This window comes from Congzhengia sp. (genome assembly GCF_037235575.1).
GTDB lineage: Bacteria > Bacillota > Clostridia > UBA1381 > UBA9506 > Congzhengia > Congzhengia minquanensis.
The window spans coordinates 24,218-50,900 of sequence record NZ_JAXUNN010000036.1 but is presented as its reverse complement, the minus strand read 5'-3'; the positions used below and the strand labels follow the sequence as shown (position 1 = coordinate 50,900).

The following is a 26,683-nucleotide window of genomic DNA, read 5'->3' as shown; positions in this document are numbered from 1 at the left end:
GTTGCCATTTTTTTGCTCCTTTACATAAAATAGAATTTCCTACTAACATTATATTCACTGGCCTGCTTGTCTGACACAACGGTACAGGAAACCAAAAGCGCAAAAAAGGACAGGCGCAATTGCCTGCCCGTGTTTTTTTATTCATTTTGTCCAAGAAAGTTTAACTGAATATTACCGTTGTTGGCAGAGGCAAGCAACGTTTTTGTGCCGGTTTCCTTTTCTGGCGGCAAATTGCTTTCTCCCTTTTTCACCTGTGTGTGAATTGCAAACTCGTCCATTGTTCCTGCAATGGTTCCGCTGATGTTGCCGTTTTTCGCGTTTAACGTAACGGAGTTTCCTGGGTTTAGGTTTTCCAGCGCAATGTTGCCGTTGTTTACTGACACCGTTACAGAATTTAAAACCGAAAGGGGCGGCAGGGAAATGTCTGCATTGGTGGTGTTAAGCGTAAGGCTGTGTAAAGCGGACTGAGGAAGCTCAATGCGGACAGTTCTGTTTTCCGGAGCGGTTTTTCTGCCTACATAGTCGCCCCATTGTTTGTTTTCGGCATAGGTCATGCGCAGCTCTTTTTCTTCCGTTCGGTTCAGCTCATAAAATTCCTTGTCGCTTTCATAATAGGTAATGCAGATTTGCTCGTTTTCCGATGGAAGCAGTTCAATTTTCCGGTTTTTCACGTCAATAGTCAGGGTGTTCACGTCTTCTGCCGGGGCGGTGTAGTTTTTTTCCACAAATTCATGTTCCTCGCCGGAAGGCTTTGCGCCGCAGCCGGTGAGCAACGTGCCGGCGGCAGCCACGACCGCCGCAAGGCAAATTGTTACAATCTGATTTTTTAATATTTTTTTCATAAAATATTCCTCCCACAATGTTGTTTTTTATGGTATAATTACATTATACACCTTTGTGTAACACAAAAGTCAAGGGGGAATTTTTTATGCAGGAATTTACCATAAAACAGGCGGCAAAACTTGCAGGCACCACCACCGAAACCCTGCGGCACTATGACAGGATTGGCCTTGTAAAGCCGTGCCAGAGGGACAAATTTTCGGGGTATCGCTATTATTCTCAGCAGGAGATTGTGCAGTTAAAAACCATTGAGCTTTTAAAAATAATGGACTTTTCGCTCACAGACATAAAAGAACTTTTGCAGCAAAAGGATTTGTCCTGCGTGATTGCGCGTTTAAAGCAGGCGGAACAGAGCGCAGATCAAAAAATTGCACGCTTAAAATATGCGAAAGAAAAAATTAAGCGCGCCCGGCTGGACTATGAAAAAAAGAAAAGCGCCGCGCAAGGCGGCGAAGAAGACTGGTTTGTGAAGCACATGCCCAAACGGGTGATTTTGCTGTCGGACAATTTAGAGCGTCCCAATTTAAAAAATTTGTGGAGCTACCACAGCCACTTTTATGAGCAGTTAAACGAACAGCAGCGGCCAAAGTTTTTGTTTGAAGACGCGGCAGGCATGATTACAATAAAGGGCAAAACCAGGCTGTTTGCCGTGTGCTGCAGTTTCCCTTCGTTAGAGGGGCTTACGGTTTTGCCGGAGGGGGATTACCTTTGCGCAAACTGTACAGAGGAGAATAAAGACCAAGTGCTTCAGGTGCTTTTAAAACGGGCGAAAGAAGCATATGGTGCAAGGCCGGAATTCATTGTGCACAGCATTGTGGTGACGGGGATTTTGCAGTGGGACTATCAAATACAGCTTTATCTACAATGATTTTTCCCCGGGCGTTTTCGTCGTCCATAATAATTTCGCTCACCGATGGCGCGTATATGGTGCCGGACAAAGGATTTTTTATGCTGTCTACCGGTGTCTTTATGGTTGCGTTGACCTGGGATTTTTCAAAGCACAGGTCGGTGCCGGACATTTCGCAATCCAAAAGCGTCAGGTTTTTGCAGTAGCATAAGGGCTGGGTGCCGATAATTTTGCAGTGATCCAGCGTCAGGCCGTTTGAATACCACCCCAAATATTCCCCCTTAATAACACTGTTTTTCACCGTTACGTTTTCGGCGTGCCAGAATGCGTCTTTTGTGTCAAACTCGCAGTCTTCAAAAACCGCGTTCTTTATGTATTGAAACGAATATTTTCCTTTCAGCCGCACATGGCTCAGCCGCATGTTCTCAGAGCGCATAAGAAAATATTCGCTTTCGGCGGTGCAATGGTGCATTTGCAAATTCCGCACCGACCAGCCAAATTCGGCAGAGCAAATGTCGCAGCCGGAAATCGCAACGTCGCTGCATTCCCGCAGGGCTTTAATGCCGTGCAGCTTGCTGTTTTTGATTTCTACACGATTGTCATACCATAGGGCGGCACGGCATAGGGGCGTAAGTTCTGAGCCGTTCACCTTCAGGCCGCTGTCGTGCCAAAAAGGGTAGCGGAGGTGAAACCGGCAGTTTTCAACCTGAATGTTTTCACACTCTTTTAATGCGCTTTCGCCGTCTGCCGGACCATCGAACGTGCAGTTATTTAAATGAAGCTCCTTTTCGCCATACAACGCCCGCTCCGCGTCGAACGTTTGATTTTGTATCAGTTTCATAGCTTGTTCCTCCATGTCTGTTTCATTTTACTGTCTTTATTATAACGCATAGCGGCAAAAATGGCAAATACTCATCTTTTATAGATCACTATGCCTTTTGTCTATGATAAGTCTGTTTAAAGAGAGTGAAAGCCCCCCTGCTTTGTTAGCAGGGGGGGCACGTTGTTATATTTTCCAAACCAAACGGGCCATTAAGGCGCCAGTTTTAGCTTCCGCTCCAAAATTACAATAGGGGGCAGCCAGCACATCTGGCCCTCCCAATTATACTCAAGCTCTCTTTATTTAAAATACCGTTTACCTATGCCGCATCAAGTTCAAAAAAATGCTTTACACTATTAAGAATGTGCTGAAGTTCACTTTTTTCAGATATTGATCCAATCTTTTTGCCAAGCTTTAATTTATCCATTGGACAAATCTGTTCAATTAAGGCAATACTCGGCTTATCCAATCCATAACCAGTGATTTTAATATGAAAACAATTCAATTTTTTTCTTACACTCGTACTTAAAGGTACTAAATGAATCAGAGGTGAATTGTTCGAGGTTTTTACAACAATCGCTGGCCGAAACCCACGAATTATGTTGCTTGAAGTATCTGCTTTAAAGTCCACCAAAAAAATATCGCCGGTTCTAATTTGATTCATCTTGATAGTCCTCCCCAATTCTTGTAATAATTTCGCCTAATCCAAGGTGCTGATAAAATTGCCATTTTTCATGAATTAAATGGCGATGTAACTGTTCAATCTCGTTACAAATGTAACGGTTTGTTTTTTCAAACTCAGCAATATAACGTTTTTGTTCCGTTATAGGCACTAAAGAAATTGGAAATTCTTCAAAATCTTTGTTTTTTAAGGTAATAATGGAGGTTCCGACCTGACGGCCTTTTAAAAATGCTTGTCCAACTGGACTGTCTAAACAATATTTCAAATAATACGGATCACATTTTTCTTTATTGAGCCGTATCCCGACAAAATTGATGGATAATAAGATATTATGAATGCCATCAGGTACGACGCAGGTTTTAATCGTAACACCTTTACACGAGACGAGAACATCTCCTGGTTGAACCACATATTTTGAAACATCAGCATTTATATGATAGGTTTTTAAATTCTCTAAAATAATGTTTCCGTCCTGGATATCTGCATAATTAATGATTCTATACTTCCCATCCGGGCATTCTTCTGCCGTCTTTGAAACGTTCATACCTCGGTATATTTTATCAGAAATATTTTTAAGTACGGGCCAATTTGTAACTTTGCTAAGATCCACAAATACCCGGCCCAGTTCAGATTCAATAGAGGAGGACGATATATAACGGCTGGGCAATAAGATACAATCATTCTGCAAAAGTTCTTGTTCGTTTATTACTCTTCCGATTTGTTGATCCATACATGTTCCGTTATAAATTGATACAATTTTATTAATAACCTGCTTGTCCAGCTGGTCTACAACACGGGTAGAATTGTTTTTTGAGAATAGGCCTTCAGCCTGTATCATTGTGATAGCGGAGTTTCTCTTTGCTTTATTGATTACAATTAGGCTCAGCGGCATTGTTGTGTAAGATAAAATTTTTGATGGCAATGTGATAATGCATTCTATATATCCTTCCTCAATTACATGACGCCGAATCCAGCTGTATGAGGAATTGTATAAGGTTCCTGTTGAAACTGCGATAATACCTCGGCCGGTATCGGCTAAAGAAGCCGCTTGGTGCTCAATAAACAGCCACTCAGAATTGGATTTTGGCAGCGCGTAGCTAAATTTGAACCTGTCATATGAATCGTTAACAATCGTTTGTTCTAAATCAGACCAGGAGGAGCCGAGGGGAGGAAACATGATGGAGTAATCAAATCTCATCAGGCCTTCTCCAAAATCATTTTTAAAACGGGGATTTGTAAACACATCTCCGCTCAGTATCTGCGAAAACTCAATTTCATTTATATATGCCCGAATTGTAGAAACGGCGCACAATATTTCCAGTTTTTCCTGCGCATAAATAAAGAGTTCTCCGTTTCGTTCTTTGGCATATCGACCTGCGGCAATACAGGTTGAACAAAGACCGGCTACACCATCGTAAAAGGAACCGTTGATTGGGTTTAAAATAGACAGGCATAATTCGTTAATGGGGGCAGGGGTAGTGATAGATTCTGTAATCACCATGGGATAGTAGTGGACAGCTAAATCGTTAGCAATTTTCTGACAATCTTCTATATTTAATTTGTTGTTCAATAAAAATTCCGTCATTTCTGTTATGTCGCAATACTTATTTTCAGCCGTTATTACATCTACTGCCTCTCTCAGCTCTTTGGGAACGTTTGGGTGAATTACATCATAAATCAAATCACGAATGTATATTTCTGTATTTGTTTGTACGTTTTTTCTAAAATAGCTGTCATGTTCGCTTATTTGTTTTTTCTTTATTACATATGCAGCAAAACATACGAGCAATCCCTGATTCAGTGTTTCAAGTGAATTTGGAGATTTTTTTAATATGGGCTCCAAAAAAAATTTGGTTATCGAACTCATTGTTTCCATTTAAATCACCTCAAAAGTAATTACAATACTTTAATTAAATTTATATAATGTAATCTTTAAACTTTCTTGATATTTAGTATTATAAAACAACAGTATTAATTTGTCAATAATATTTTTCAAAGTTTATCAATTTTTTTATTTTATCTTAAAATTTTATTTGTAACATTATTTATTAAAGTATAACAATTACTTTTGATAGAGGATTTTATAAAGGTTATCAAAAATAAGGGGCTTGACTGCACTAATAAAAAAACTGGCGGATGTTTTTTGACAAAAAACAGAGCAGAACTTTTTTGCTTCGTTTTGACAAAGAATGCTAATTTTGATAAAATGTACCCCTTGTCATTTCGAGCATCACCCTTACAAGAAAGTTGCACTCCCTTGTAAGTTCGATATAATTACTCTATGGAGGCTTAATCTTTGAACTCAGAAAAATTAGCTACTGTGCTATCTATTTTTAAATTTAAAGTACATTTCACCACTTATTTTTTATTGGGACAAGTGTATCGTCTGCCATCGGAGACTATTTGAGCCGCTGAACAGGGTTCGTTAATTCCTAATATTTACATTTGAACATCTCCAAATTCAGCATATCAATAATGACAATAAAAGATAACCAAAATCAGGGGTGCATGTAATCTGCTGCAGGGTAAAATATAATGTCAAGTAAAAATCGGTAAGTTTTTTATGGTTCGTTGAATAGCTTGTTAATTTTTACTTGACACTAACTGTTTCCCGATATGAATTGACATTAATTCATAAATGTGATAAAATAAATTCTATTAAAATAAACTATTTTAGATCTGTTTAGAAAGGAAGATAATAATGAAAAAAATCGCTTGCCTGTTTTTTGCTGCATTCTTTTTGTTCGCTACATGTCTGGTATGTACAGCAGCGTCTGATGAAGTTACCACTTTTGCGGGCACCTATGAAGGTTGGTACTACGCCAATCAGGGGCAAACAGGTCTGACGCTTACTGTGAATGAAGATGGTACAGGAATATTTGAATTTTATAATATGCCTGGGAAATCCAATGCGAAGGATGGTTCTTATACTGTTTATGTGTCCTATGACGGGGGACAATATGTAGTAGAGGGGGACGAATGGATCAATCATCCTTCCGGCTATTCGTTTGTTTCTTTGTCAGGAACTTTGGCTGACGGGGTATATACGGGACTGGTGAGTGAAAACAGCAGCTGGGAATTTGTTCTGATCCGAAATAATGAAAGCTACCAGCAGCTGACAGATAGTATTTATCAAAATCACAGCTATCAACGTTTTGATGAGGGGTTGACCTGGACCCAGGCAAAGGCACGCTGCGAAGAACTTGGAGGACATCTGGTAACCATTACCTCCGAAGCGGAACAGAAATTTGTAGAGGGACTATTAGAAGGCGGTTCTAAGAAACAATATTGGATCGGTGCAACGACAGCGGAAGGTTCGCCTGCATGGATTACAGGCGAGGTGTTTTCTTATTCCAACTGGGACTCGATCGAACCCAACAGCCACACTCGCTCCGACGGAGAGAAGGAGCAGTATGTTCAGATCTACAACACGGCAAACCCTGCAGTTGGAAGCAGCAGGCGATTTGCATGGAATGATATGTATAATGACAATACTTATCCCGGCGAAGAAGACAATTTTTCCGCAGACACAATCGGCTTTATCTGCGAGTGGGAGACCTGGGCAGATTCTGCGGAATGGTCCACTTCAGAACTTCAAGAAGCGGCGGATATCGGTCTGATTCCAGACGTATTAGTAGGAAAGGATATGACACAGCCCGTGACACGCGGCGAGTTTGCCGCAATTTGTGTTGAGCTATTTGAATCCATGACAGACGGACGTGCAGTAATGTCTTCCGAGTGCAAATTTAAAGATATTGGAGAAAATGAAAACAGAAATTATATTTTAAAAGCTTATAACATCGGTGCAGTGGCTGGTTATAGTGAAGAGCAATTTGCACCGGATGAATGGATTACTAGAGAACAGCTGGCTACTATGCTTTGCAGGGTGTATAAACGCTCCGAATGGCCAGAGTGGACCTTGGCGACGGATGAGCAGTTTACGATTAATTATTCCGGCGTTCCCAAATATGCTGATGATGAAGAAATTTCTGAGTATGCAAAGCCAAGCGTTTATTTTATGACAAAATACGGTGTCATCAGCGGCATAGGGGATGAATTGTTTGCACCCAGAAACACAAATTCTAAACAGGAAGCAGAAAGATATGCAAATGCTACGCGAGAGCAGGCACTAGTCATGTCCCTTAGAAGCTATAAAAATCTGCAATAGTTTTTTTGATCTATAAATGGGGGCGGCTTAATACATACAGGACCTTTGAATTATCCTCCCCCTGTATATGCGATATGCACTTTAAAAGTAAACATTATTGCAAAATAAAATTGAATACGAATTTTAAGAGTAGCCAAGAAAAAAGGTTACTCTTTTTGTTTGCTCGGCATGGGCAAACAAAAAGAACGATAATTTTTTATCAAAATTACCGTTCACATTTGTTGTAAGTATTTTTATTGGACTTTCGTAAAAATACAGTAAAATAAGGGCTTGACAGCACCGAAGCGCAAAGTCGTGAAAAGTTGATAGCGACAGAGAACCGCCGCGAAGGCGTTTACAACTGAGCAGGCGAACCGAGCGGGACTTCTTACGAAAGAGGAGAAGCAAGAAAGCGGGCGTTTGTTTTTCCTGACAAAGAAAAACGGAGCAAGGCTTTCCTTTGCTCCGACTGGTCGGGATGACAGGATTTGAACCTGCGGCCCCTACGTCCCGAACGTAGTGCGCTACCAAACTGCGCTACATCCCGTTTTTGCGTACTTGATTATTATAATACAATCTGCGATAAATTGCAAGTATTTTTTATAAAAAAAATGCGCTAAATTTTAAACTTTTTTTACGATTGAGGCAATTTACTTGCCATTTGGGGTGGAGCATGGTATAATATTACCGTGAAAAATCATAATCTTTTGGAGGAAGTATGACAAAATCCGTTGCCATTTGCACGCTGGGATGCAAGGTGAACGCCTACGAGTCGGAGGCGGTGGCAGAACAGTTTGCAAAAAGGGGCTTTTTCTTAACTGACTTCGACCAGGCTGCCGACGTTTACATAATTAACACCTGCACGGTGACGCACCTGTCGAGCCGCAAGTCCCGCCAGATGATTCGGCGGACAAAACAGTTAAACCCCAATGCGGTGCTGGTGGTGATGGGGTGCTATGCCCAAACCGCACCGGAGGAGGTTGCGGCTATCCCAGAGGTGGACCTAATTTTAGGCACGGGGGACAAGGGCCGCACGGCGGACGTAGTGGAGGAATTTTTATTAACCCGCAAACGGGTATGCCTTGTGTCGGGCTTGGACGAAAAAGACGAGTTTGAAGAACTTTGTGTTACCAGCTACGAGGGCAGAAGCCGGGCCTTTTTAAAGGTGCAGGACGGGTGCAACAACTTTTGCTCTTACTGCATTATTCCCTACGCCCGGGGCAGAATTCGTTCCCGCTCGCTGGAAAGCTGCGTTGTCGAGGCTAAGCGCCTGAGCCAAAGCGGCTTTTCAGAAATTGTGCTGGTGGGAATTCATTTGGCCTCCTACGGCAAAGAGCGGGGCGGGCCATATTTAATTGACCTGCTGGCTGAATTAAACAAAATTGACGGAATTGCGCGAATTCGTTTGGGTTCGCTGGAACCAACCTTGTTTGACGATATATTTACACAGCAAATTGCCGGGCTTTCAAAAGTTTGCCGGCACTTTCACCTGTCTCTGCAAAGCGGATGTGACGAAACGCTTTTTAGAATGAACCGGCACTATTCCACGGCGGACTATGAAGCCGCAGTTTTAAAAATTCGCAGAGCATTGCCCGGCGCGGCTATTACTACCGACATAATGGTGGGCTTTCCCGGTGAAACGGAGGAGGAGTTTCTAAACACCTTGGCCTTTGTTGAAAAAATTGGTTTTGCCGACGCGCATGTTTTTAAATATTCTGTGCGCAAAGGCACGAAGGCTGAAAAGATGGATGGTCAGGTTGCTCCCGAAGTGAAAGAAGATCGCAGCCACCGGCTGATTGGTCTTGTGAAAACTTTAAACCAGCAGTTTGTGGCATCTTACATTGGAAAAACCGTTTCGGTGCTGTTTGAGCAGGAGCATAAGGGAATTCCCAATCTTTATGAGGGGAAAACGGACAATTACATCACCGTTTTGGCCAAAAGCCAAAGGGATGTTAGCGGGGAGTTTCATACCGTTGCCATTACCGGTGAGAAAGACGGGCTTGCCATTGGCGAGCTGACAGAGGAACATAAAAATTAAATTGGAAATGGGGAGCGCATTTCCCCGTTAAAAACTGGAGTGAGAAACATGAAAAAAGGAAAAATAGCGGTTGGCGTGATTGCCGCAGTTTTGGTTGTTGCCGCGGCGGCCTGCGCCGTGTGGTTTGCCGTTGGCAAGCCGCTGGTGAAAACAATTTCTGCCAAGGGATATGAAATTTCGGTGCCAAAGGGCTGGAGCTCCGACGCAAACGGCACGTTAACCGACAAAAATGGCGTTGCAGTAGGTAAATTCGTTTTGGTAAACGAGGAGCCGGATGCAAATAACGCAGTTGCCTATTCGGGCTTTGAGGCCAAAGGCAATGTGAAAACCGAAAATAAAACGGAGGTGATTTTAAAAAACACCTTTGAAACAGATAGCGGAAGGGCCGTGCAGTATTTTATTAAAAACATACCCAACCCCGAGCCTTATGCCATTTCAATTACCTTGCTCCGCACGGGGGTAAGCTCCATGACGGCGGAGCGGATTGCGGCAAGCCTGAAAATTCCTGAAATTGGCTCAAAGCCGCCGCAAAAGAACATTGCGGCAGTGGGCTATTACGACATTGGCGACGACAAAACCGCAAAGATTACTCTGTCAGATGGCAGCACCGCGGTGAAAAATGTGAGCTTAATCGATGCCTTTATCAGCCGCCAGAAGAAAGGCGAGCGAACCGGGCTGGACATTTTAAGCTATGAAACCACAGCCGATGGTGCGGTTTTAAAAACCTGGTCCCACATTGAAAGCGATGCAGGGCGCGGCTATTTATATTCCTATTACGACCGGGGAGACGGTGTTTATACCTATGACAACAATCCGGTTATTTTTGACGGCTTAACCAAAGAAATTGTAAAAGACAAGGGCATTACCTCTTACCGCCTGAAAACCGGCGAAACAGAAACGTCCCGGCTTTTGGAAATCCCTACAAATCTCTACCGCGACAACGCTGAAGCGCTGGTGGCGATGAAAACCGCCGAGAGCACCGACCAGTCGGTAATGCAGATTTTAGAAAAGATTTTAACGCCCGACCAAATGAAAACCGTTTCTGCGGCAAAATCGCCGGAGGGGCTAAAATTAGTGTTTTCAGAAGAAGCAAATATTGACAGAACAAAGCTGACGAAAGACGCGGCGGTGCTGTTCAGTCTGCTTTCAGACGTGAATACGATTACGGTGGAGAAAACCGGCGGCGACACGTTTGTGCTAAAACGGAACGACGTGATGAAACAGGCTGGTGCAGCGGCAGAAACCGCAACTAACACCCCGGAGGACTTTGCAAAGTTTGCAGAGGAGCTTGACACGATTCCGCCGGCAAAGCCCCAGGGCGGGACAGACGGCAAATCATCCGACAGCCCGGCTGATTCTGCGGCGGACGGGGACGTGGTATATTCGTCCACGGTGGTGATTTCGTCCAGCACAAAGGTGAAACACCCCAGAACGGGTGAGATGGTGGCCATTGGCCCCTATGCCGAACAGATGGGTGTGAGCCAGTATTTAAACAAGCCCATTTCCTGCGTCATTAAAAAGGCGGGCTCTATCTACCTTGCCACGGCAACCTGCGGCGGCAGTGTGATTTATTCCCAGCCGCTGGAGAGCGAGGCGGCCGTGCAGGACGCAATTCGGCAAATTCAGTCCTATTCATAATAATTAGAAAAGAGTTGTGTGACAATGGATTTAAAATCGGCGCAGGAGCGCATAAAAAGCGCTGCGGACAATATTTCTAAGGTTGTGGTGGGAAAAGAGGACGTAATTTTAAAGATCCTCTCAGCCCTGTGTGCCGGCGGGCACGTGCTCTTAGAGGACGTGCCGGGAGCGGGCAAAACTGTGCTGGCAAAGTCTTTGGCAAAATCCTTTGGGGCGGCGTTCTCACGAATTCAGTTCACCCCGGATCTTTTGCCCTCCGACGTGACGGGCTTAAGCATTTATAACCGGAAAACCGAAGAATTTGTGTTTTCCCCCGGTCCGGTGTTTTGCAACATTTTGCTGGCGGACGAAATTAACCGCGCTACGCCGCGGACACAGTCCGGCCTGTTAGAGTGCATGGAGGAACGGCAGGTTACTACCGATGGGGTTGTGCGCCGGCTGGAGGAGCCGTTTTTCGTTATTGCCACCCAAAATCCGGTGGAAACGGCAGGCACATTTCCCCTGCCCGAGGCCCAGCTTGACCGTTTTTTGATGAAACTCAGCCTGGGCTATCCCTCAAAAGAGGAGGAGCTTGCCATTATGGAACGGTTTATGTCGGCCTCGCCGTTAGACGGACTGGAGCCGGTGGTTTCCGTTTCGGAACTGGTAGAAATTCAGGCCGCGGCAAAGCAGGTGTTTGTGCACCCGGCTGTTTTAGATTATATTGCAGAGCTTTCGGCCCGCACCCGCCGGCTCACAAGCTTGTGCACCGGCATCAGCCCCCGAGCGGTATTGGGGTTGCTTGGCTGTGTGCGGGGCTATGCGCTGTGCCGGGGACGGGAGTTTGTAACGCCGGACGACGTGAAGGAATTGGCCCCGGCATGTCTGTGTCACAGGCTGATTGTAACAGCCGACACATCGGCGGAGCATATCATTGGCGATGTGCTGGAGGCCGTGCCCGTGCCCACGGAGGAGTGGGGCGTGGCATGAAAATGATACTGTCTGCGGCCTGCGCCCTGCTGTTATTCTACATTCAAAGGTACATTTATAAACGCATTTGGAAGAAAAATCTCGGCGTCACAGTTTCGTTTGTGACGCCTTTTGCCGTTGAAGGCGAGAACAGCGCCCTCAGCGAAGTGATTGAAAATAAAAAGGCCTTTCCGGTGCCCGTGCTTAGGGTGAAGTTTTCTTTTGCCCGGGGGCTTTCGCTCACCGGCGGCGAAAATGTAACCCGGTCGGACAAGGTTTATAAAAATGATATATTTTCCGTCATGCCCTATATGCGCATTATCAGAACCCACGAGTTTTTGTGCGAAAAGCGGGGGTTTTACACCGTTGACAGCGTAAGCCTCACGTCGTCTGACCTTTTAATGTCCGCCAAATTCACAGACGTGCGCCCAAACGGAGGGCAGTGTGCTGAATTTTCTGTTTATCCCGCCCGGGCGGACGTGGCGCGGCTACTGCCTGTTTTTTCAAAAATTATGGGTCAGAGAGAGGCGAAGGCGCAGCAGCCAGATCCCTTTGCGTTCCGCGGCATCCGCGACTATGCACCGTTTGACCCCATGCGGGATATTAACTGGAAAGCCACCGCCAAAACAGGAGATTTGAAGGTGAACGTTCACGCAAGCACCCGCGCCGGGGAGGTGCGGCTGGCCCTTGATTTAGAGCCGGACTCCGACTGGGCGGACAATGGGGTGCGGGAGGAAGAAATCCGCATTGCGGCCACCCTTGCCTCCCTGTTTGTGCAAAAGGGGGAAGAGGTTTCGCTTGCCTCCAACGGGCGTGACATTGTCACACAGGCTTCGGCAAACATGAAAAGCGGCTGCGGCCCGGGGCATTTAACGGCCATGAAAGAGACGCTGGCCCGCATTGATTTGGAAAAGGGCTGCGCGCCGTTTCAGAAGACGGCACAGCGCCTTTTAGACAACGTAGGCGAAAAACAAGAAACGGTTTTAATCACCGGTGCAAAAGGAACGGCTAAGACCGCCTTTTATGAGCAGCTTGCCCGGCCTGGCGGCCTGCATATCATTTTTGTTGTGCGGCCAGACGCAGGGGCGCTGCCGGAAATCCGCGAAGCGAACGTAACGCGGTGGGAGGTGCACTATTAAAATGAAACGGGATTTGATGTTCGACTTGGCAAGCCTGTTTTCGCGGGCATCGCTGTGTTATGTTATTTCGGCGTTTTTGTGCCTGGGCAGGCCGATGGACGGCGCCGCTGCGGCTGTGACCGCTGGGCTTGTGCTTTGCACCGCGGTGTTGTTTTATATCTTCCGGCGGCTTTTTTATAACCCACTGGTGTTTTGCGCCGCCCATATCGGCGTGGCGGCGGTGGCGTTTTTCGTCATTCCCGCAGGGTTCACGTTTGGGTTTGCCGCAGGGCTGGTGTTTTTGCTGGCAGACTCGTTCTACTGCCGCCTGAAAAAAAGCGGCCCGGAGGAATATGCGGTGCACTGGGCGCTGGCTGTGTTTTTGTGTGTGCTCTACATTGTGGGTGCTGCCTATGGCATGAAGCAGTTCACCACCATTTGCTTTTACGGCGTGGTTTGCTTTTTGTCCCTCTATTTTTTGCAGACGGGGCTTTTGCGCACCGACTCATTTTTAGAGGACAACAAGGAGCTTTCCAACGTGCCGTTTGTAAAAATCCGCTCTCAGGCGGGGGCGGTTTTGTTCGTTTTTGCCGCGGTGACTGCGGCGGTGATGGCGGTTGTGCCGAAAACGGTGTTGATGAGCGCCGTGACGGCTGTGCAAAACGGCATTTTGTTTCTAATTAGAATGGTTTTGGGAAAAATAGATGTGGGAAAGCCCTCTGAAATTCAGCAGGCGGAGCAGATTGATTTGGGCGGCGTGTTTAATGCCGGCATTTTTGAAAAGAGCGGCGAGATTTCGCCCATTTGGGACATTTTAGACAACATTGTGTTTATTTTGGTTTATGCGGCGATTATAATTGGTGCAATTGCTCTGGCGGTGTTCGTTTATGGCAGGGTGAAGGCCCTGTTTGCCGGTGCGAAAGAGACGGATAAAGACGTAACCGAGCGCATTGTGCCGGACAAGGTGGAGCGCGCATTCGTGCGCCGGGGCGCAAAGGCGCAGAAAAAAGCAGCAATCTCCGGCCCGGCGGAGAACGTGAAAATAAGAAAGCTTTACCGGCGGTTTGTTCAGTCTGCTCTGCCGGAAGGGGTGGCGCAGTCGGCAACCCCCGGTGAAATCAGCGAAAAGGCAGGCGGCGGCGACGTGCAGGCAATTTATGAAAAGGCGCGCTACGGCAAAGAGGCCTGCGGAAAAGAAGACACCGAACGGCTGAAAGCTTTGGTGAAAGGAAAATAAAATGAACAAGGCCGTCCCAAAATGGGTAAATCTCATGAAGGAAGTAATTCCTATGTAAGTTACAGTGCAACCTCAAAAGGGGTTGCACCGTTTCTTTTTATGCTACAAAGCGGTAGCCCTGCCTGTTTGAATTTTGGTATCAAAATCCAATGCTATCATTATCACAAACTGCATATCATTCATTATCGTCTAATTTTAGGTGACGAAAAAGCTGACACCTTTATGTGTGCGGCATTTTAAAAAATAAAATTATTTTCCTCCAAACCTTAACCATATCGCCTTTTCAGACACTATATTGGTGAAATCGCCGGTGAGGATAAAACAAAAGGAGGTGTTAGCGTGGATAAGCACGAACTTGATTCTCGAATAACGGAAACAGCAATGTCGCTTTTTTCATATTGCACTGCTCGTACATCGAACCATTTTGAAGCAGAAGATTTAGCCCAAGATATTATATTGGAAATTTATAAATCAGCTGATAATATAAAAAACACAGACGCTTTTTATGGGTTTATGTGGGCGGTTGCCAGAAATGTTTATAAACAGTGGTGTAAGAATAAAGCAAAAATAAAAATGTGTGAGTTGAATGACAACTTGCAACTTGAAGATTTGATACCTGAAGATGATTCTTCAGAGGTTTATATATTACGCCGTGAATTGACACTTCTTGCAGAAAAATATCGTAGAGCTATTATTCTGTATTATATCGAGAATAAATCTTGTTCGGAAATATCCTGCATACTCTCCATTAGCGAAAGTATGGCTAAATATCTACTATTCAAGTCACGACAAATTTTGAAAGGAGGTATGGTTATGGAAAGAAATTACGGACAACAGAGTTACAACCCGAAAGGTTTATCACTCCTGTTTTGGGGCAATGGCGCAAACCGGTATTATCATTTGTGTGATAGCAAAATTTCTCAAAACATCTTGTTTGCCTGTTATAACGACAAAATTACTGCTGAGCAAATTAGTTTGGAAATTGGAGTCCCCCTCCCTTATATAGAAGATAAACTCAGCGAGTTGTATGAATACGAGCTCTTAAAAAAAGTTGGAAACAGATACTATACAAATATTATTATCTTTACACAAGATTTTGCGAACGAGGTAATGACAAAAACCGCTGACTTAAAAGAACGAGTAGCTGAACTTATCATTGAATCAATCGAGAAAAATGAAACTGAAATCAGAAATATTGGTTTTATCGGTTCAGATATGAATAAGAATTCATTTAATTGGCAAATGGTGAGTTTTATTCTTTATCGTGCAGTTATTGAAATTCTGCAAAATAAAATTAAGGTGGTGTATCCCAAAGATAAGTTCGGCACAGAATGTTTTGTTTGGGGCGAAGAAAAGTGCGGAACAAGCGATTGGAATTTACAATTCAGGTTCGGTATTGCACATGTTGAGAACAACAGCGGCGATTATGTGCAATTTATGGACTTTCCAATCAACGGGGAGATGGTGCATCAGTATTGTTTTAACAGACAGAATGTAACCAATGTGTTTTTGGATATTGCAAAAGGCAATACTGTTCAATTTAGTGAAAATGATTTAGCTACTGCTGCAGACATGGTTAGGAAAGGCTTTGTGCTTCAAAATGAAAACAAACTGACTGTAAATGTACCCGTATTCACTAAAGAACAACATCAAAAGCTCAAAGAAATTTTATTAGACACAGCAACTCAAATCTCTGATGAAACGGAGCTTTTAATGGATACGGTTAAAGAAATACTAACAAATCACATACCAGTTCACCTTAAAAAGTATGCAAAAGATATGGCATATCTTAGATTATTTGAGGATGCTATATCAGCTCCGGTAACCAATTTAGTTGAACATAAATATCTGCTTCCCTATAGCGGGAATACAACTCTTCCTACTACATATATTATTCTGAAATAATAACAATACTACGAACAGTAATGCCCGCAGACTAAAACAAGTCTGCGGGCATCAATTATTATGTGAAGATTAAGTCCACATTGATGCTCTAAATCGTTGTACTACGGACGGCATTCATTTTACCTGCTCACGCCATTGTATTCATGGACTTTAACCGTTCCGTTACGCCTGCCATTTGACCATTTCATTTACCAGCCGAGAAAACATACTTTCCGCCTGTCCATTAATGTCAGCAAGCCGTTAAGCTTTCGCTCAGTCGGAAGACTAGTATAAAAAGATTTTTTACTTCCTGATCAGGCGATAGCAAATGGGCGGCCTTTTATTTTTATTCGTTTATCAGTTTATAAATCACATAGTCATCATGGGCCAGCGCGGTGCCGTCTTCCGCGCAGGAAACGGTACACTGCACTCCGTCCTTTTGGGCGGTGTATTCATACACGCCGTCGTGCTCGTCTAATTCCGGCTCAGAAAAGTTAAACCCCAGCTTTGCAGACAGCACATCTTTTGTCACAACGCTGTCGTCAAAATCCGCCGCGTCGCGCAGGGTAGCAAGGACGAAAACGCATTTTGCGTCCTGAGGAACGTCTTCAAACTGCTGTTCGTCGCCGCCAAACCAAAACCACATGTCAGCGTTTTTCAGTTTAAAAACCGTCGCCCCGCCGTAATAGGTCTCCTGGTCTTTTTCGCCCAGGGCGGCCTCAATTTCCGACTTGGTCTGGTTTAAATAGTCCCGGGCAAAACGCCGACCGTTCTTCGGTTCTTCAGTACTTTTTGCAGCAGTGGGGCCGTCTGCTCCCTTTAAAAACACCAGCCCGCCGCAGCCAGAGAGCAGACAAACGCTTACCAAGCAGGCCAAAAACAAACACAGCTTCTTTTTCATGGGGTTCCCTCCTTTTTTATCAGGCGATTAAAAGCGCGTTTAACATGTAGTTAAAGTCGCCGATTGCCGTTCTGCCAACTTCGCCGTAGATTGAATAGGTCACGGTGTAAACGACGCCGTTTTTCCGGCCCATGTAAACCGTAATGTCCGGCTCGTGGTCGGTAATGCCAAACACGGTGCGCGGCGCGGTATATTCAATTTTCATAAACTCAATGCCGCCTAAAAGCACAACACCGTAGGAGCGCAAAGTGCCGGAAACCACGGTGACAATGCCGTCTGCCACGCTTTTTACATACTCGTCGGTTAAGCGCGCGTCCTCGCCGGTGTAAAGGTCAGAACGCACCGAGAGCGAGGCGTGGCCCGCGTCTGTGGTGGTGCTGATTTCAAAATCCGTGCCGTCGGGCGCGTCGGTCTTCACGTCATACCCCTCAAAATAGGGAATGTTAAAGGCCGAAACCGCGGTTTTTCCGCTTTGGGTCAGCTTCTTTACGGAACTGAAGCTCTCTGCCGCAGCTGTTTTTGCCAAAAATGCCTGAGAGAAAATGTTTACACTGCGGTCCTGCGCGTTCCATTCCACGGTGCAGCCAAAGCTTTCAGCTACGGCCCGGGTGGGCACCATGGTGCTGCCCTCTACCAGCTGGGGCGCGGCGTCTAACGTTTTAAACGCGCCGTTCACCGTCATTACCTTGTTGTTCACCACCATCACCACGGTGGTGTCGCCCAGCACGGAGGTCACCGTCTGGGTTTCGCCGTTCCAGTCCACGGAAGCGCCCATAGCTTCGAAAATGGCACGGACGGGAACCAGCGTTCTGTCGTTTAGAATTACCGGCTCCTGGGTAAATTCCACCGGCGCGCAGTCTAAAACCACGGTGATGGGTTCTGCCGCCAGCGCCTGCGTGCACGCCAGCAGCATGACGCAGCACGCCAGCATACTGATTATTTTTTTCATATAAAACATACTCCTTTTTTTTCTATTCAAGTTTAAATTTAACAATTTTGTAATGATTATACCACCCGATGCTGAATTTGTCAAGTTTGCCGCGGATTTGCAGGTTTTTTTTAAGCCGCCGCTTTATTTTTTTCACAGAAAATTGCGGATTGGGCTTGTAATTTTTGTGAAAATGTGGTAAAATAAAAGCCTATACAAATAATTTAAAAATAAAGGAGAAGAAGCGGTATGATGAAATTGAAAAAATTTTTATGCGTGGCCGCGGCGGCTGTGATGGCGTTAAGCCTTGTTGCCTGCGGAAATTCTGATTCAGGTACTTCTGCATCCTCTGCGCCGGGCGGCGCAGCCAGCAACAAAACTTATGTAATTTATTCGGACAACGCGTTCCCGCCTTATGAGTTCTTAGACCAGTCCACAAACACCTATGTGGGCATTGACATGGACATTTTGGCGGCGGTTGCCAAAGACCAGGGCTTTCAATATGAAGTGAAAAACGAGGGGTTCGACGCCTCTATGGGCGCGGTGCAGGCAGGCCAGGCCGACGCAATGATTGCCGGCATGACTATTACCGACGCACGCCGGGAAACCTTTGATTTTTCCGAACCCTATTTTGAAGACGGTCAGATTCTGGTCGTGAAAAAGGACAGCGATGCAAAAGATTTGTCAGACTTAAAGGGCAAGCAGATTGCCGTAAAAACCAGCACCCAGGGCGCGGCCTATGCCGAGAGCAAAAAGGATGAATATGACTTAAAACTGGTGTATTATGAAGATTCGCCCACCATGTACACAGCCCTAAAGAACGGCACGGACGATGCCTGCTTTGAAGACCGCATGGTAATTCAATATACCATCGACTCAGAAAACTTAGACCTGAAAACCGTGGGCGAGGTGCTCAATCCCGGCGACTATGGCTTTGCGGTGAAAAAGGGAACAAATCCCGAGCTGATTGAAATGTTTAACAAGGGCCTTGCCAACATTAAGGCAAACGGCGAATATGACAAAATTTTAGAAAAATACGGCTATCAGTCTTAACAGACGCTGTGCGCCGGGGATAAAAGCGCGTTTTCTTTAAAGGCGCGCTTTTATCCGGCCGGCAATATTTTAGAAATCAGAGAGAAGATTTATGGACTTTTTAAGAACAATTCAGGAAGCGACGCCTCTTTTATTAGAAGGCATTAAAATGACGGTGGCAATTTCGCTACTGTCTATTATAATTGGTATTATCATCGGGCTGATCACCTGTTTTTTTGCCATTTCAAAGTTCCGCGTGCTGCGCGGCCTTTCGGGCGCATATGTCTGGATTGTCCGCGGAACGCCAATGATTGTGCAGGCGTTTATCGTATATTTCGGCGTTCCCCAGCTCATTCAGCTGATGCTGACAGCCATGCAAATTACGGATACGGTGCGCATCTCACCGTTTCTGGCAGGGGTTATCACCCTGTCTTTAAACGCCGGGGCATACCTTTCCGAAATTTTTAGAAGCGGAATTAACGCCGTGAGCCGCGGACAGGTGGAGGCGGCCAGAAGCTTGGGCCTTTCCCACTGGCGCACCATGACGAAAATTGTGCTGCCCCAGGCCTTTAAAATTACGCTGCCGTCTTTGGTGAACCAGTTTATCATCACCATTAAAGACACCTCCATCCTGTCGGTTATCGGCCTGGCAGATATTGTGAACCGGGCAAAGGTGTATGTGGGCAAGTCTTACCAGTTTTTCGCTACATATATTCTGGTGGCGGTTTATTACCTTGTGGTAATTTCCATTTTAATGCTGGTGTCAAAATATTTGGAGAAAAAAGTGAATTATGAACATAAAAGTTAACGTAACGAATTTGCATAAATCCTTTGGGAAGTTAGAGGTGCTCCGCGGCATTGATTTACAAATTGCCGAGGGTGAGGTGGTTTGCATTATCGGGCCGTCCGGCTCGGGCAAGTCTACCTTTTTGCGCTGCTTAAACCAGCTGGAAACGGCCACCTCCGGCAGTATTGTGGTGGACGGATTTGAAATCTGCGACAAAAAGACCAACATTAACCGCGTGCGGCAGAACATTGGCATGGTGTTTCAGAGCTTTAACCTGTTTTCCCATCTCACGGTGTTAAAAAACGTGATGCTGGCCCCGGTGGATTTAAAAAAGATGGACAAAAAAACGGCTGAAGAGAACGCCAAAGAGCTGTTGGCCCGGGTTGGCCTGGCAGATAAGGCTCACGTTTATCCCCACCAGCTTTCCGGCGGTCAGCAGCAGCGTGTGGCAATTGCCCGCGCACTGGCCATGAAACCCGACATTATGCTGTTTGACGAGCCCACCTCGGCCTTAGACCCCGAGATGGTAGGCGAGGTGCTGGCTGTGATGAAAGAGCTGGCCAAAGGCGGCATGACAATGGCAGTGGTGACCCATGAAATGGGCTTCGCGCGGGACGTGGCCGACCGGGTGATTTTTATGGACGAAGGCGTAATTATGGAAGAAGGCACGCCGGAGGAGATTTTTAAAAATCCGAAAAACGAGCGCACCCAGGCGTTTTTAAACTGTATTTTATAATGATAAGGCTTTTGCACCGCTTTGTGCAAAGGCCTTTTTGTTTTGCAACAATCATCATAAAAAAGTGGGGCGTTTTGCAAAATATGTGTTGCGGTTTGGTTCGCTTTGCGATAAAATAAGCTTGAAATTTATATTTGGAGGCTTTTTAATATGAACGTGAAAATATTAAAAGAGTTTGATTTGGGAATGAAGCTGGGACAGGTGAAGTCTGTTCAGCTGCACATTTCGAAGGACGAGCCGGAATATATTTTGTTCGGATATTCCGAGTCGGACAACATTGACCCCTGGGAGGAGTCGCTGCACTTTCCCACAGGCCGCATGAACTTGGCGCTCTACGGCGAACAGGGCCAGCGTATTTGGCGGCGGGAATTTGGCATTGGCGTTATTCCCGGCACGTGGTTTTCGCCGTTTTTGGCCTTTGACTTGGACAACGACGGAATGGACGAGATTTATTTTGTGCACAACACAGACGACAAGCGCCCCTTCAGCGTGTTGAGCACCGTTTTGGAAAAAATTGACCCCCGGGACGGCTCCACCATGGGCACGTGGCCATTCCCGGTGAAAAACACGGTAATGGAACCCTTAACCCACGCCTACCGCCAGAACATGACGGCGGGCTATGCCAACGGCCAGCCGGTGTTAATCACCGCCCAGGGAACCTATGGGGACATGTTTTTGCAGGCCTACAACTCCGACATGTCGCTTCGGTGGGAACGGGTAATCGGTGCAGACGAGCCGGGGCCCAGGTCTTCCCACGCTATTTCCGTGTTCGACTTTAATGAAGACGGCGTTGACGAAGTGTTCTGGGGCGAACGCCTCATCTCCATTGACGACGGTCACGACGTTGTGGTGTGCACCGACGGGAAATTCCGCGGTCACAGCGACACGGTTCTTCCGTTCCGGGCGCCTGACGGCAACATGTATATTTACACCTGCCGTGAAGATAAGGACTTTGTAGGCTGCTGGCGCGTTGTGACCTACGACGCGCAGGGAAACGTGGTTTGGCGCGCCGTGCAGAGCGAAGTGACGGGTTACAACACCAACCACATGCACATTGGCTGGGTGATGACCACAAAGCCCGACTACCGCAAAATTGCCCTGGCTGTGAAAATTGAGCCCATTGCCATGCACATTCCGTCGGAAACCTATCTGTTCGACGCGCTGACGGGCGAGCCCGTTACATATGATTTTCCCATTCCCCTGCATAAGTGCGTGCCGGTGGACTTAAACGGTGACGGATTTCATGAATTCTTTGCCGAAGGCGTGCTGTATGACACAGACGGCAAGGTGCTGTGCCGCCCGGGCGGAACCAAAATGAACCTGACAAAGCTCTTCGGCTATCCCGGTGAACAGCTCATTTGCTATTATCCCGGCGAAACAAAGGTACGCATTTGGGGCGACGTTGACGCTGTGGACTCGGATTATATGAAAAAACGGTATGAAAACGGATATTTAAAACACATGACACAACTCACCGGCTCGGGCTATAACTCGAACCCCACCGTGACCTGCGCAATGTAAACGGAAAAAAGGCCGCCTGAGGGCGGCCTTCCTTTTTTTGTTTGAATTTATTTAGCTTCGTGGGTGTTTTCAAAGAAAACCTCACTCATCAGCTTCGCGGCGAGGTTAAAGCCGCGTTGAAACATTTCTTCCCGTTCCAGATCGGACATATGAATATAAACCGTAAGCATTTCGTCAAAAATGTCCAGCTGGTCTTCATTTCCCAGCTTTGCTGCCCATTTTTCCAAAATGGCGTTTACCTGTTCGTTCTGTTTCCAAAATTCTACGCTCCTAGGCTCATAATATTTTACGGGACCTAAGCTACCAATATAAATTCTGTGTAAAACCGATTCCATTCTTATCACCTCCTATCACTATAAAGCCATTATATATTATTTTTGAGATATCATAATTCCGAAATAGAATTATAACTGCTATAAATATAAAAATTTTTATTATATAAAAAATATGACATTAATTTTGAACGACCTGCGCGACTTATTTTTAGGCACACCAAATTTTATTTCGAAAGGCTCAAAGTATTGGTCATTACTACAGAATGTTTGTGAAAAAGAGAATAATTTTACAAAAGATGAATTAGAAAAGTTTGAAAGCATTTTTAATGATATGAATGCAGCAAACTGGGTGGAGGTTGAAAATGCCTTTCATCAGGGCTTTTGCGCCGGGGCACAGTTAATGGCTGAAGTATATATGAATAAAAAATAGGGTTATTACGGTAAATAACAAAACCGGCGCTACCTTTTGGTAACGCCGGTTTATGATTTAAAGAAATAAGTCTGCTACAACCCCAGAGGCATGGTAAACGTAAAGGTGCTTCCCTGGCCTAAAGTGCTTGTTACCCACACGCGGCCGCGGTGCAGACGGGCAATTTGCTTCACCATGGAAAGTCCCAGCCCCATGCTGCCGTTTTCGTTGGTGCGGGACTTGTTCACCTGATAAAACCGCTCCCATATTTTTGGAATGTCCTCCTCCGCAATGCCCATGCCGTCGTCGGTTACGGAAAACACCGCGTTTGCGCCGTCCTTTTTCAGCGACACGGCCACCGTGCCGTTTTCCGCTCCATACTGGCAGGCGTTGGAAATGAGGTTAATAAACAGCCGGGCAATCAGCCCGCTGTCAGCCATTGCCACAATGTTTGGCTCAATGTTTAAAGAAAAGGCTGTTCCTGTTTGGCAAAGCTCCTTTTGCTCGTCGCACACAATTTCTAAAAGCTCTGAAAGGTCGGTCTCTTCCAGGCTGGGTGCAACATTGCTTTTGTCCATGCGGGAAATGGTCAGCAGCTCGGAAATGAGCTTGGCCATCTTGTCACCCTGACGCTTTACAACGCTTAAAGAGTCCCGGAACTCGCCGTCGGTTTTGGCGCAGTCTAAGGCAAATTCGCACTCGGACAAAATCACCGCAACGGGGGTGCGAAGCTCGTGGGACGCGTCCTGCGTAAACTGTTTTTCCGCCTCAAAGGAGTGTTCAATTTTGCCTAACATCTCGTCGAACACCGCAGCCAGGCGATAAACCTCATCTTTGCCGTCGCCAAGCTGAATGCGGCGGGAAAGGTCGCTGCTGTCGGCAATCTCCTGGGCGGTTCTGCGCATTTTGGCAATGGGCGCCAAAGCCTTTCCTACAATGAAATATCCGCCTGCCGCCGCGATGAGAATTAACACGATAATTAACGCATAGTCCGCCGCCACGGTGGAGTTTACGGCATTTAAAGCGCCGGAAATGTTGATAACACCTTTCACCCACACATCGCCGCTGTCTGTTGCAACCTTGCGGTCTAACATGAAATACCGTTCAGAGTTGGAGGTGACGGCTCTTAACTCGCCGTTTTGAAAGTCAATTTCGTCAAACTCAAATGGAATTTGCCCCAGCAGGGTTTCGCCGTCTTCTGAAAACACTGCCATGTGCACGCCGCCGGCATAGGTGCGGGGCTTTTTGCCGCCTGTGAACCTGCCGTCGTCTGGGCCGCCCTGGGGAGAACTGCTGTTGCCTCGGGACGGGCCGCCGGGGTTGTCCGGGGGTTCCTGGGCTGGCGCGTCCTCATTCTGTGGCGGAGCTGTCCCATCTTGCGACGGCTTAGTTTCGTCCTGTGACAGCGTGGCCCTGTCCTGCGACAGGCGCTGGCCGTCGAACTCGGAAAAATCGCCCCCGGTGCGTGCCGCCATATCTGCAAAGCCTGCCACAGAAGCTTCTAAGCTGTGTTTCGCGTCAGCCTTCACCTGAGACGTGCGGTGCACAATCATCACATAAAACACCGCTGTGGCAATGCAGAACATAATCACGGCAAACCAAGCCGTTACCCGGGCCTTTATGGAAAGCCGCCCTTTCATGCCGCGCATTAAAATTCCTCCTTCAGCACATACCCCTTGCCGCGAATGGTATGAATCAGCTTTGTTTGTTCGCCGTCGTCAATCTTTTTCCGCAGATAGCGGATATACACGTCAATCACATTTGAACCGCCTGCATAGTCAAAATTCCAAATGTGGTTTTCAATTTTTTCCCGGGACAGCACAAGCCCCTTGTTCATCAGCATATATTCTAAAATGGCAAACTCCTTTGCGGAAAGGTCAATGGATTTTCCGCCCCGGGTAACGGTGTGGCGGCCGGCATCAAGCGTCAAGTCGGCGGCTGTAAGCACATTGGTACTATGACCTGCGCGTTTGCGGGTCATCACCCGAATGCGGGCCAGTAGCTCATCGAAAGCAAAGGGCTTTACCAAATAGTCCTCCGCACCGGCGTCTAAGCCGGTAACTTTGTCTTCTACCGTGTCGCGGGCGGTTAAAAACAGCACGGGAGTATGGTCTTTTCTCTCCCGCATGGCCGCCACCACCGAAAGCCCGTCCCGCCGGGGCATCATAATATCTAAAATTACGCCGTCATACTCGCCGGCGTCTAAAAAGTCCAGAGCCTCCTCACCGTCGAAACAGCTGTCAACGCTGTAGCCCGCCTTTTCTAAACGCTTGGTGATAATCCGGTTTAAGTCGCGCTCGTCCTCTGCAACCAAAATGCGCATTTGCCCCGCCTCCTTTTTTCTTTATTTTATCATGTGCAGATGGTTTTTTCAACCTATTTTGCAATGGCGGGAATTTCGGAAATAGAAATGGTTAAGTTCCCGTTCCTGCACCGAAGCTGGTCAATCAGTTCCTTTTCGTCTGCTCCTTCCGCCATAACAATGTGATATGTCAGCACGAACACAGACCCTAAGTCCGCCGTTTTTACGGCGTTTAGGCTAATACGTTTGGTATAGGCTTCAAACACGTCTGCAAAGGCGCCGGTGTAGTTTAAATCCTCCGGAATGGTGATTTTCAGCATACGTGCCCGTGCCCGGGGCCGTCCGAACTTCGATTTTTCCAAAATAGCCATAATGATGCACAAAATCACCACAAAGGCGAGGCCGTAAAAATAAAAGCCAATACCGCAGGCAAGACCCGCCGCCACGGAAAAGAAGATGTAACCAATGTCTTTTGGGTCGCCGGGGGCGCTGCGGAAGCGAATGATAGAAACTGTGCCCGCAAGGCTGAACGCGCGGGCAACGTTACTGCCCACAAACAGGATAATCACGCTCATAATCACAGGCAGCATAAAAAGTGTTAACACAAAGTTGCGCTGAACATTTTCGCTGTCGTTGGTTTTCAAGTAGGTAAAGCCAATCATGAAACCGCTCAGGCCGGAAACCAACAATGCAAGCAGCACGGCTGCAGCCGTCAGCGTTTCGCCCGAACCGGCGGTAAGTGAAGTGAGAAAGTCGTTCATCGTGTAAAATCCTTTCCGGCCCGCTTGTATTTTTGCACCTCAACGGCGGGCCGCATTTGGGGCGTTTGGTAAACTATTAGCGTTAAGCTGTTTTTTTCGCATCCGTCTGGACGGCGGGCGCGGGCGCTGTCAGCGCGTCTAAATAAAAGCTGCCATATTTTGAAAAACTCTGTTTATATAGTCCTTGGTCTGCCAGCAAATCTGTCAGCCAAAGGGGAGCGGCAAACCTGGTTTTCACCTCCATCACATAAACGTCGGATCTTATGATCGGCGTGCCTGTGTCGGCGGAGGTTAGCGACAACCTGTCGCTCCTGGCGCGGAGGTTGCGGTCAAACGAAATGCGCAGGTCGTGGGTTTCCCTGTCAAAATAGGCAATGCGGTCGTAGGCCACAAAGGCCTTTGGCATAAGGGTATGGGTGCGCACAAAGTAAGAAAGCTCGCCCATTACCTGCCGGTTCATGCAGGGCAAAACCTGGGGCAGGGCGCCGGTTTGAACAAACTCCGCCGCACAGGAAAGAGGAATTGCGGTGCGCCGCTTGTTTACCAAACCGCGGTATTTCTTCTTAATTTCCAGATAGACCAAATCGTCGGGCTTCGCTCTGCCGTAAGAACGCAAACGCAGTTTTTCCTTATAGGCCGGCTTGGCAACGGAGGCGCGGATTAGGGCGCAGTCTTCTGTGTCGTAATAAATGTTGCAAATGGGGTAGAACACGTCCCCCACACTGTGAGCATCCGGCTCCATGTGCTGTTTCACCGCCTCGTTTACCTTTAAAAAGGTTTCGCGGGTTAAAAGATATTTTTGTTCATACCGATTAAATACTTCAATTGCCAT

General features: G+C 46.6%; 24 protein-coding genes and 1 tRNA gene. 13 read left to right on the top strand and 12 right to left on the bottom strand.

Annotated elements, in window-relative coordinates:
• Positions 1-137: 137 nt before the first annotated feature.
• The gene (locus WIG73_RS08525) at positions 138-842 is read right to left on the bottom strand and encodes a DUF4097 family beta strand repeat-containing protein (protein WP_337400129.1); all 705 of its coding nucleotides are present in this window, start codon (positions 840-842) and stop codon (positions 138-140) included.
• 86 nt (positions 843-928) lie between these two features.
• Between WIG73_RS08525 and WIG73_RS08520 the strand changes: the two genes are divergently transcribed.
• Positions 929-1,708, top strand: a complete 780-nt coding sequence (locus tag WIG73_RS08520) for a MerR family transcriptional regulator (protein ID WP_337400128.1) — start codon at positions 929-931, stop codon at positions 1,706-1,708.
• On the opposite strand, the gene WIG73_RS08515 is transcribed toward WIG73_RS08520, so the two are convergent.
• The 3 genes from WIG73_RS08515 to WIG73_RS08505 form a co-directional block, all read right to left on the bottom strand.
• Entirely contained in the window at positions 1,638-2,528 is an 891-nt protein-coding gene (locus tag WIG73_RS08515) for a DUF3737 family protein (protein WP_337400127.1), read from the bottom strand. The genes WIG73_RS08520 and WIG73_RS08515 overlap by 71 nt on opposite strands.
• A 298-nt stretch (positions 2,529-2,826) precedes the next feature.
• Positions 2,827-3,171, bottom strand: a complete 345-nt coding sequence (locus WIG73_RS08510; protein WP_337400126.1) for a type II toxin-antitoxin system PemK/MazF family toxin — start codon at positions 3,169-3,171, stop codon at positions 2,827-2,829.
• Positions 3,158-5,065, bottom strand: coding sequence for an N-6 DNA methylase (locus WIG73_RS08505; RefSeq protein WP_337400125.1), 1,908 nt, complete (start codon positions 5,063-5,065; stop codon positions 3,158-3,160). Before WIG73_RS08505 ends, WIG73_RS08510 begins: the two co-directional genes overlap by 14 nt.
• 864 nt (positions 5,066-5,929) lie before the next feature.
• On the opposite strand from WIG73_RS08505, the gene WIG73_RS08500 reads away from it, so the two are divergent.
• On the top strand, positions 5,930-7,357 hold the full coding sequence (locus WIG73_RS08500; protein WP_337400124.1) for a lectin-like protein: 1,428 nt from the start codon (positions 5,930-5,932) through the stop codon (positions 7,355-7,357).
• A gap of 449 nt (positions 7,358-7,806) precedes the next feature.
• Here WIG73_RS08500 and WIG73_RS08495 read toward each other — a convergent pair.
• A tRNA-Pro gene (locus tag WIG73_RS08495) sits at positions 7,807-7,883 on the bottom strand.
• A 171-nt stretch (positions 7,884-8,054) separates the two neighbouring features.
• Here WIG73_RS08495 and mtaB point away from each other — a divergent pair.
• The 6 genes from mtaB (at position 8,055) to WIG73_RS08465 (ending at position 16,220) form a co-directional block, all read left to right on the top strand.
• Complete coding sequence (mtaB, locus tag WIG73_RS08490; RefSeq protein WP_337400123.1) at positions 8,055-9,374, top strand: tRNA (N(6)-L-threonylcarbamoyladenosine(37)-C(2))-methylthiotransferase MtaB; 1,320 nt, start codon at positions 8,055-8,057, stop codon at positions 9,372-9,374.
• 48 nt (positions 9,375-9,422) lie between these two features.
• On the top strand, positions 9,423-11,012 hold the full coding sequence (locus tag WIG73_RS08485) for a hypothetical protein (RefSeq protein WP_337400122.1): 1,590 nt from the start codon (positions 9,423-9,425) through the stop codon (positions 11,010-11,012).
• Between the two features lie 24 nt (positions 11,013-11,036).
• Positions 11,037-11,981 (top strand): MoxR family ATPase, encoded by a 945-nt coding sequence (locus tag WIG73_RS08480; RefSeq protein WP_337400121.1) that lies wholly within the window; start codon positions 11,037-11,039, stop codon positions 11,979-11,981.
• The gene (locus WIG73_RS08475) at positions 11,978-13,099 is read left to right on the top strand and encodes a DUF58 domain-containing protein (RefSeq protein WP_337400120.1); all 1,122 of its coding nucleotides are present in this window, start codon (positions 11,978-11,980) and stop codon (positions 13,097-13,099) included. Before WIG73_RS08480 ends, WIG73_RS08475 begins: the two co-directional genes overlap by 4 nt.
• 1 nt (position 13,100) lies before the next feature.
• Complete coding sequence (locus WIG73_RS08470; protein WP_337400119.1) at positions 13,101-14,315, top strand: hypothetical protein; 1,215 nt, start codon at positions 13,101-13,103, stop codon at positions 14,313-14,315.
• 339 nt (positions 14,316-14,654) lie between these two features.
• Positions 14,655-16,220 (top strand): RNA polymerase sigma factor, encoded by a 1,566-nt coding sequence (locus WIG73_RS08465; protein WP_337400118.1) that lies wholly within the window; start codon positions 14,655-14,657, stop codon positions 16,218-16,220.
• A 325-nt stretch (positions 16,221-16,545) separates the two neighbouring features.
• On the opposite strand, the gene WIG73_RS08460 is transcribed toward WIG73_RS08465, so the two are convergent.
• Together WIG73_RS08460 and WIG73_RS08455 are read right to left on the bottom strand one after the other, a co-directional pair.
• Entirely contained in the window at positions 16,546-17,100 is a 555-nt protein-coding gene (locus WIG73_RS08460) for a hypothetical protein (RefSeq protein WP_337400117.1), read from the bottom strand.
• Between the two features lie 19 nt (positions 17,101-17,119).
• Positions 17,120-18,049, bottom strand: coding sequence for a copper amine oxidase N-terminal domain-containing protein (locus tag WIG73_RS08455; RefSeq protein ID WP_249311125.1), 930 nt, complete (start codon positions 18,047-18,049; stop codon positions 17,120-17,122).
• Between the two features lie 228 nt (positions 18,050-18,277).
• Between WIG73_RS08455 and WIG73_RS08450 the strand changes: the two genes are divergently transcribed.
• The 4 genes from WIG73_RS08450 (at position 18,278) to WIG73_RS08435 (ending at position 22,104) form a co-directional block, all read left to right on the top strand.
• Positions 18,278-19,081 (top strand): transporter substrate-binding domain-containing protein, encoded by an 804-nt coding sequence (locus WIG73_RS08450; protein ID WP_249311124.1) that lies wholly within the window; start codon positions 18,278-18,280, stop codon positions 19,079-19,081.
• A gap of 91 nt (positions 19,082-19,172) precedes the next feature.
• Positions 19,173-19,868, top strand: a complete 696-nt coding sequence (locus WIG73_RS08445; RefSeq protein WP_177677565.1) for an amino acid ABC transporter permease — start codon at positions 19,173-19,175, stop codon at positions 19,866-19,868.
• Positions 19,852-20,583 carry an amino acid ABC transporter ATP-binding protein gene (locus tag WIG73_RS08440; protein ID WP_249311123.1) on the top strand — a complete coding sequence of 244 codons (732 nt, stop codon included), beginning with the start codon at positions 19,852-19,854 and terminating at the stop codon, positions 20,581-20,583. Before WIG73_RS08445 ends, WIG73_RS08440 begins: the two co-directional genes overlap by 17 nt.
• A 150-nt stretch (positions 20,584-20,733) precedes the next feature.
• Positions 20,734-22,104: a hypothetical protein gene (locus WIG73_RS08435; protein ID WP_337400116.1), complete on the top strand. Its 1,371-nt coding sequence runs from the start codon at positions 20,734-20,736 to the stop codon at positions 22,102-22,104.
• A gap of 47 nt (positions 22,105-22,151) precedes the next feature.
• Here the strand turns inward: WIG73_RS08435 and WIG73_RS08430 are convergent, their stop codons facing one another.
• Positions 22,152-22,439 carry a DUF6809 family protein gene (locus tag WIG73_RS08430; protein WP_249311121.1) on the bottom strand — a complete coding sequence of 96 codons (288 nt, stop codon included), beginning with the start codon at positions 22,437-22,439 and terminating at the stop codon, positions 22,152-22,154.
• A gap of 124 nt (positions 22,440-22,563) precedes the next feature.
• On the opposite strand from WIG73_RS08430, the gene WIG73_RS08425 reads away from it, so the two are divergent.
• Positions 22,564-22,809: a DUF6809 family protein gene (locus WIG73_RS08425; RefSeq protein WP_337400115.1), complete on the top strand. Its 246-nt coding sequence runs from the start codon at positions 22,564-22,566 to the stop codon at positions 22,807-22,809.
• A 74-nt stretch (positions 22,810-22,883) separates the two neighbouring features.
• Here WIG73_RS08425 and WIG73_RS08420 read toward each other — a convergent pair whose 3' ends face one another.
• From WIG73_RS08420 to WIG73_RS08405, 4 genes are all read right to left on the bottom strand, one after another.
• Entirely contained in the window at positions 22,884-24,437 is a 1,554-nt protein-coding gene (locus WIG73_RS08420; protein WP_337400114.1) for a HAMP domain-containing sensor histidine kinase, read from the bottom strand.
• Positions 24,437-25,111, bottom strand: a complete 675-nt coding sequence (locus tag WIG73_RS08415; RefSeq protein ID WP_177677251.1) for a response regulator transcription factor — start codon at positions 25,109-25,111, stop codon at positions 24,437-24,439. Before WIG73_RS08415 ends, WIG73_RS08420 begins: the two co-directional genes overlap by 1 nt.
• Positions 25,112-25,164: 53 nt before the next feature.
• Positions 25,165-25,851 carry a DUF4956 domain-containing protein gene (locus WIG73_RS08410; RefSeq protein ID WP_177677253.1) on the bottom strand — a complete coding sequence of 229 codons (687 nt, stop codon included), beginning with the start codon at positions 25,849-25,851 and terminating at the stop codon, positions 25,165-25,167.
• Positions 25,852-25,933: 82 nt separating this feature from the next.
• Entirely contained in the window at positions 25,934-26,683 is a 750-nt protein-coding gene (locus WIG73_RS08405; RefSeq protein ID WP_337400113.1) for a polyphosphate polymerase domain-containing protein, read from the bottom strand.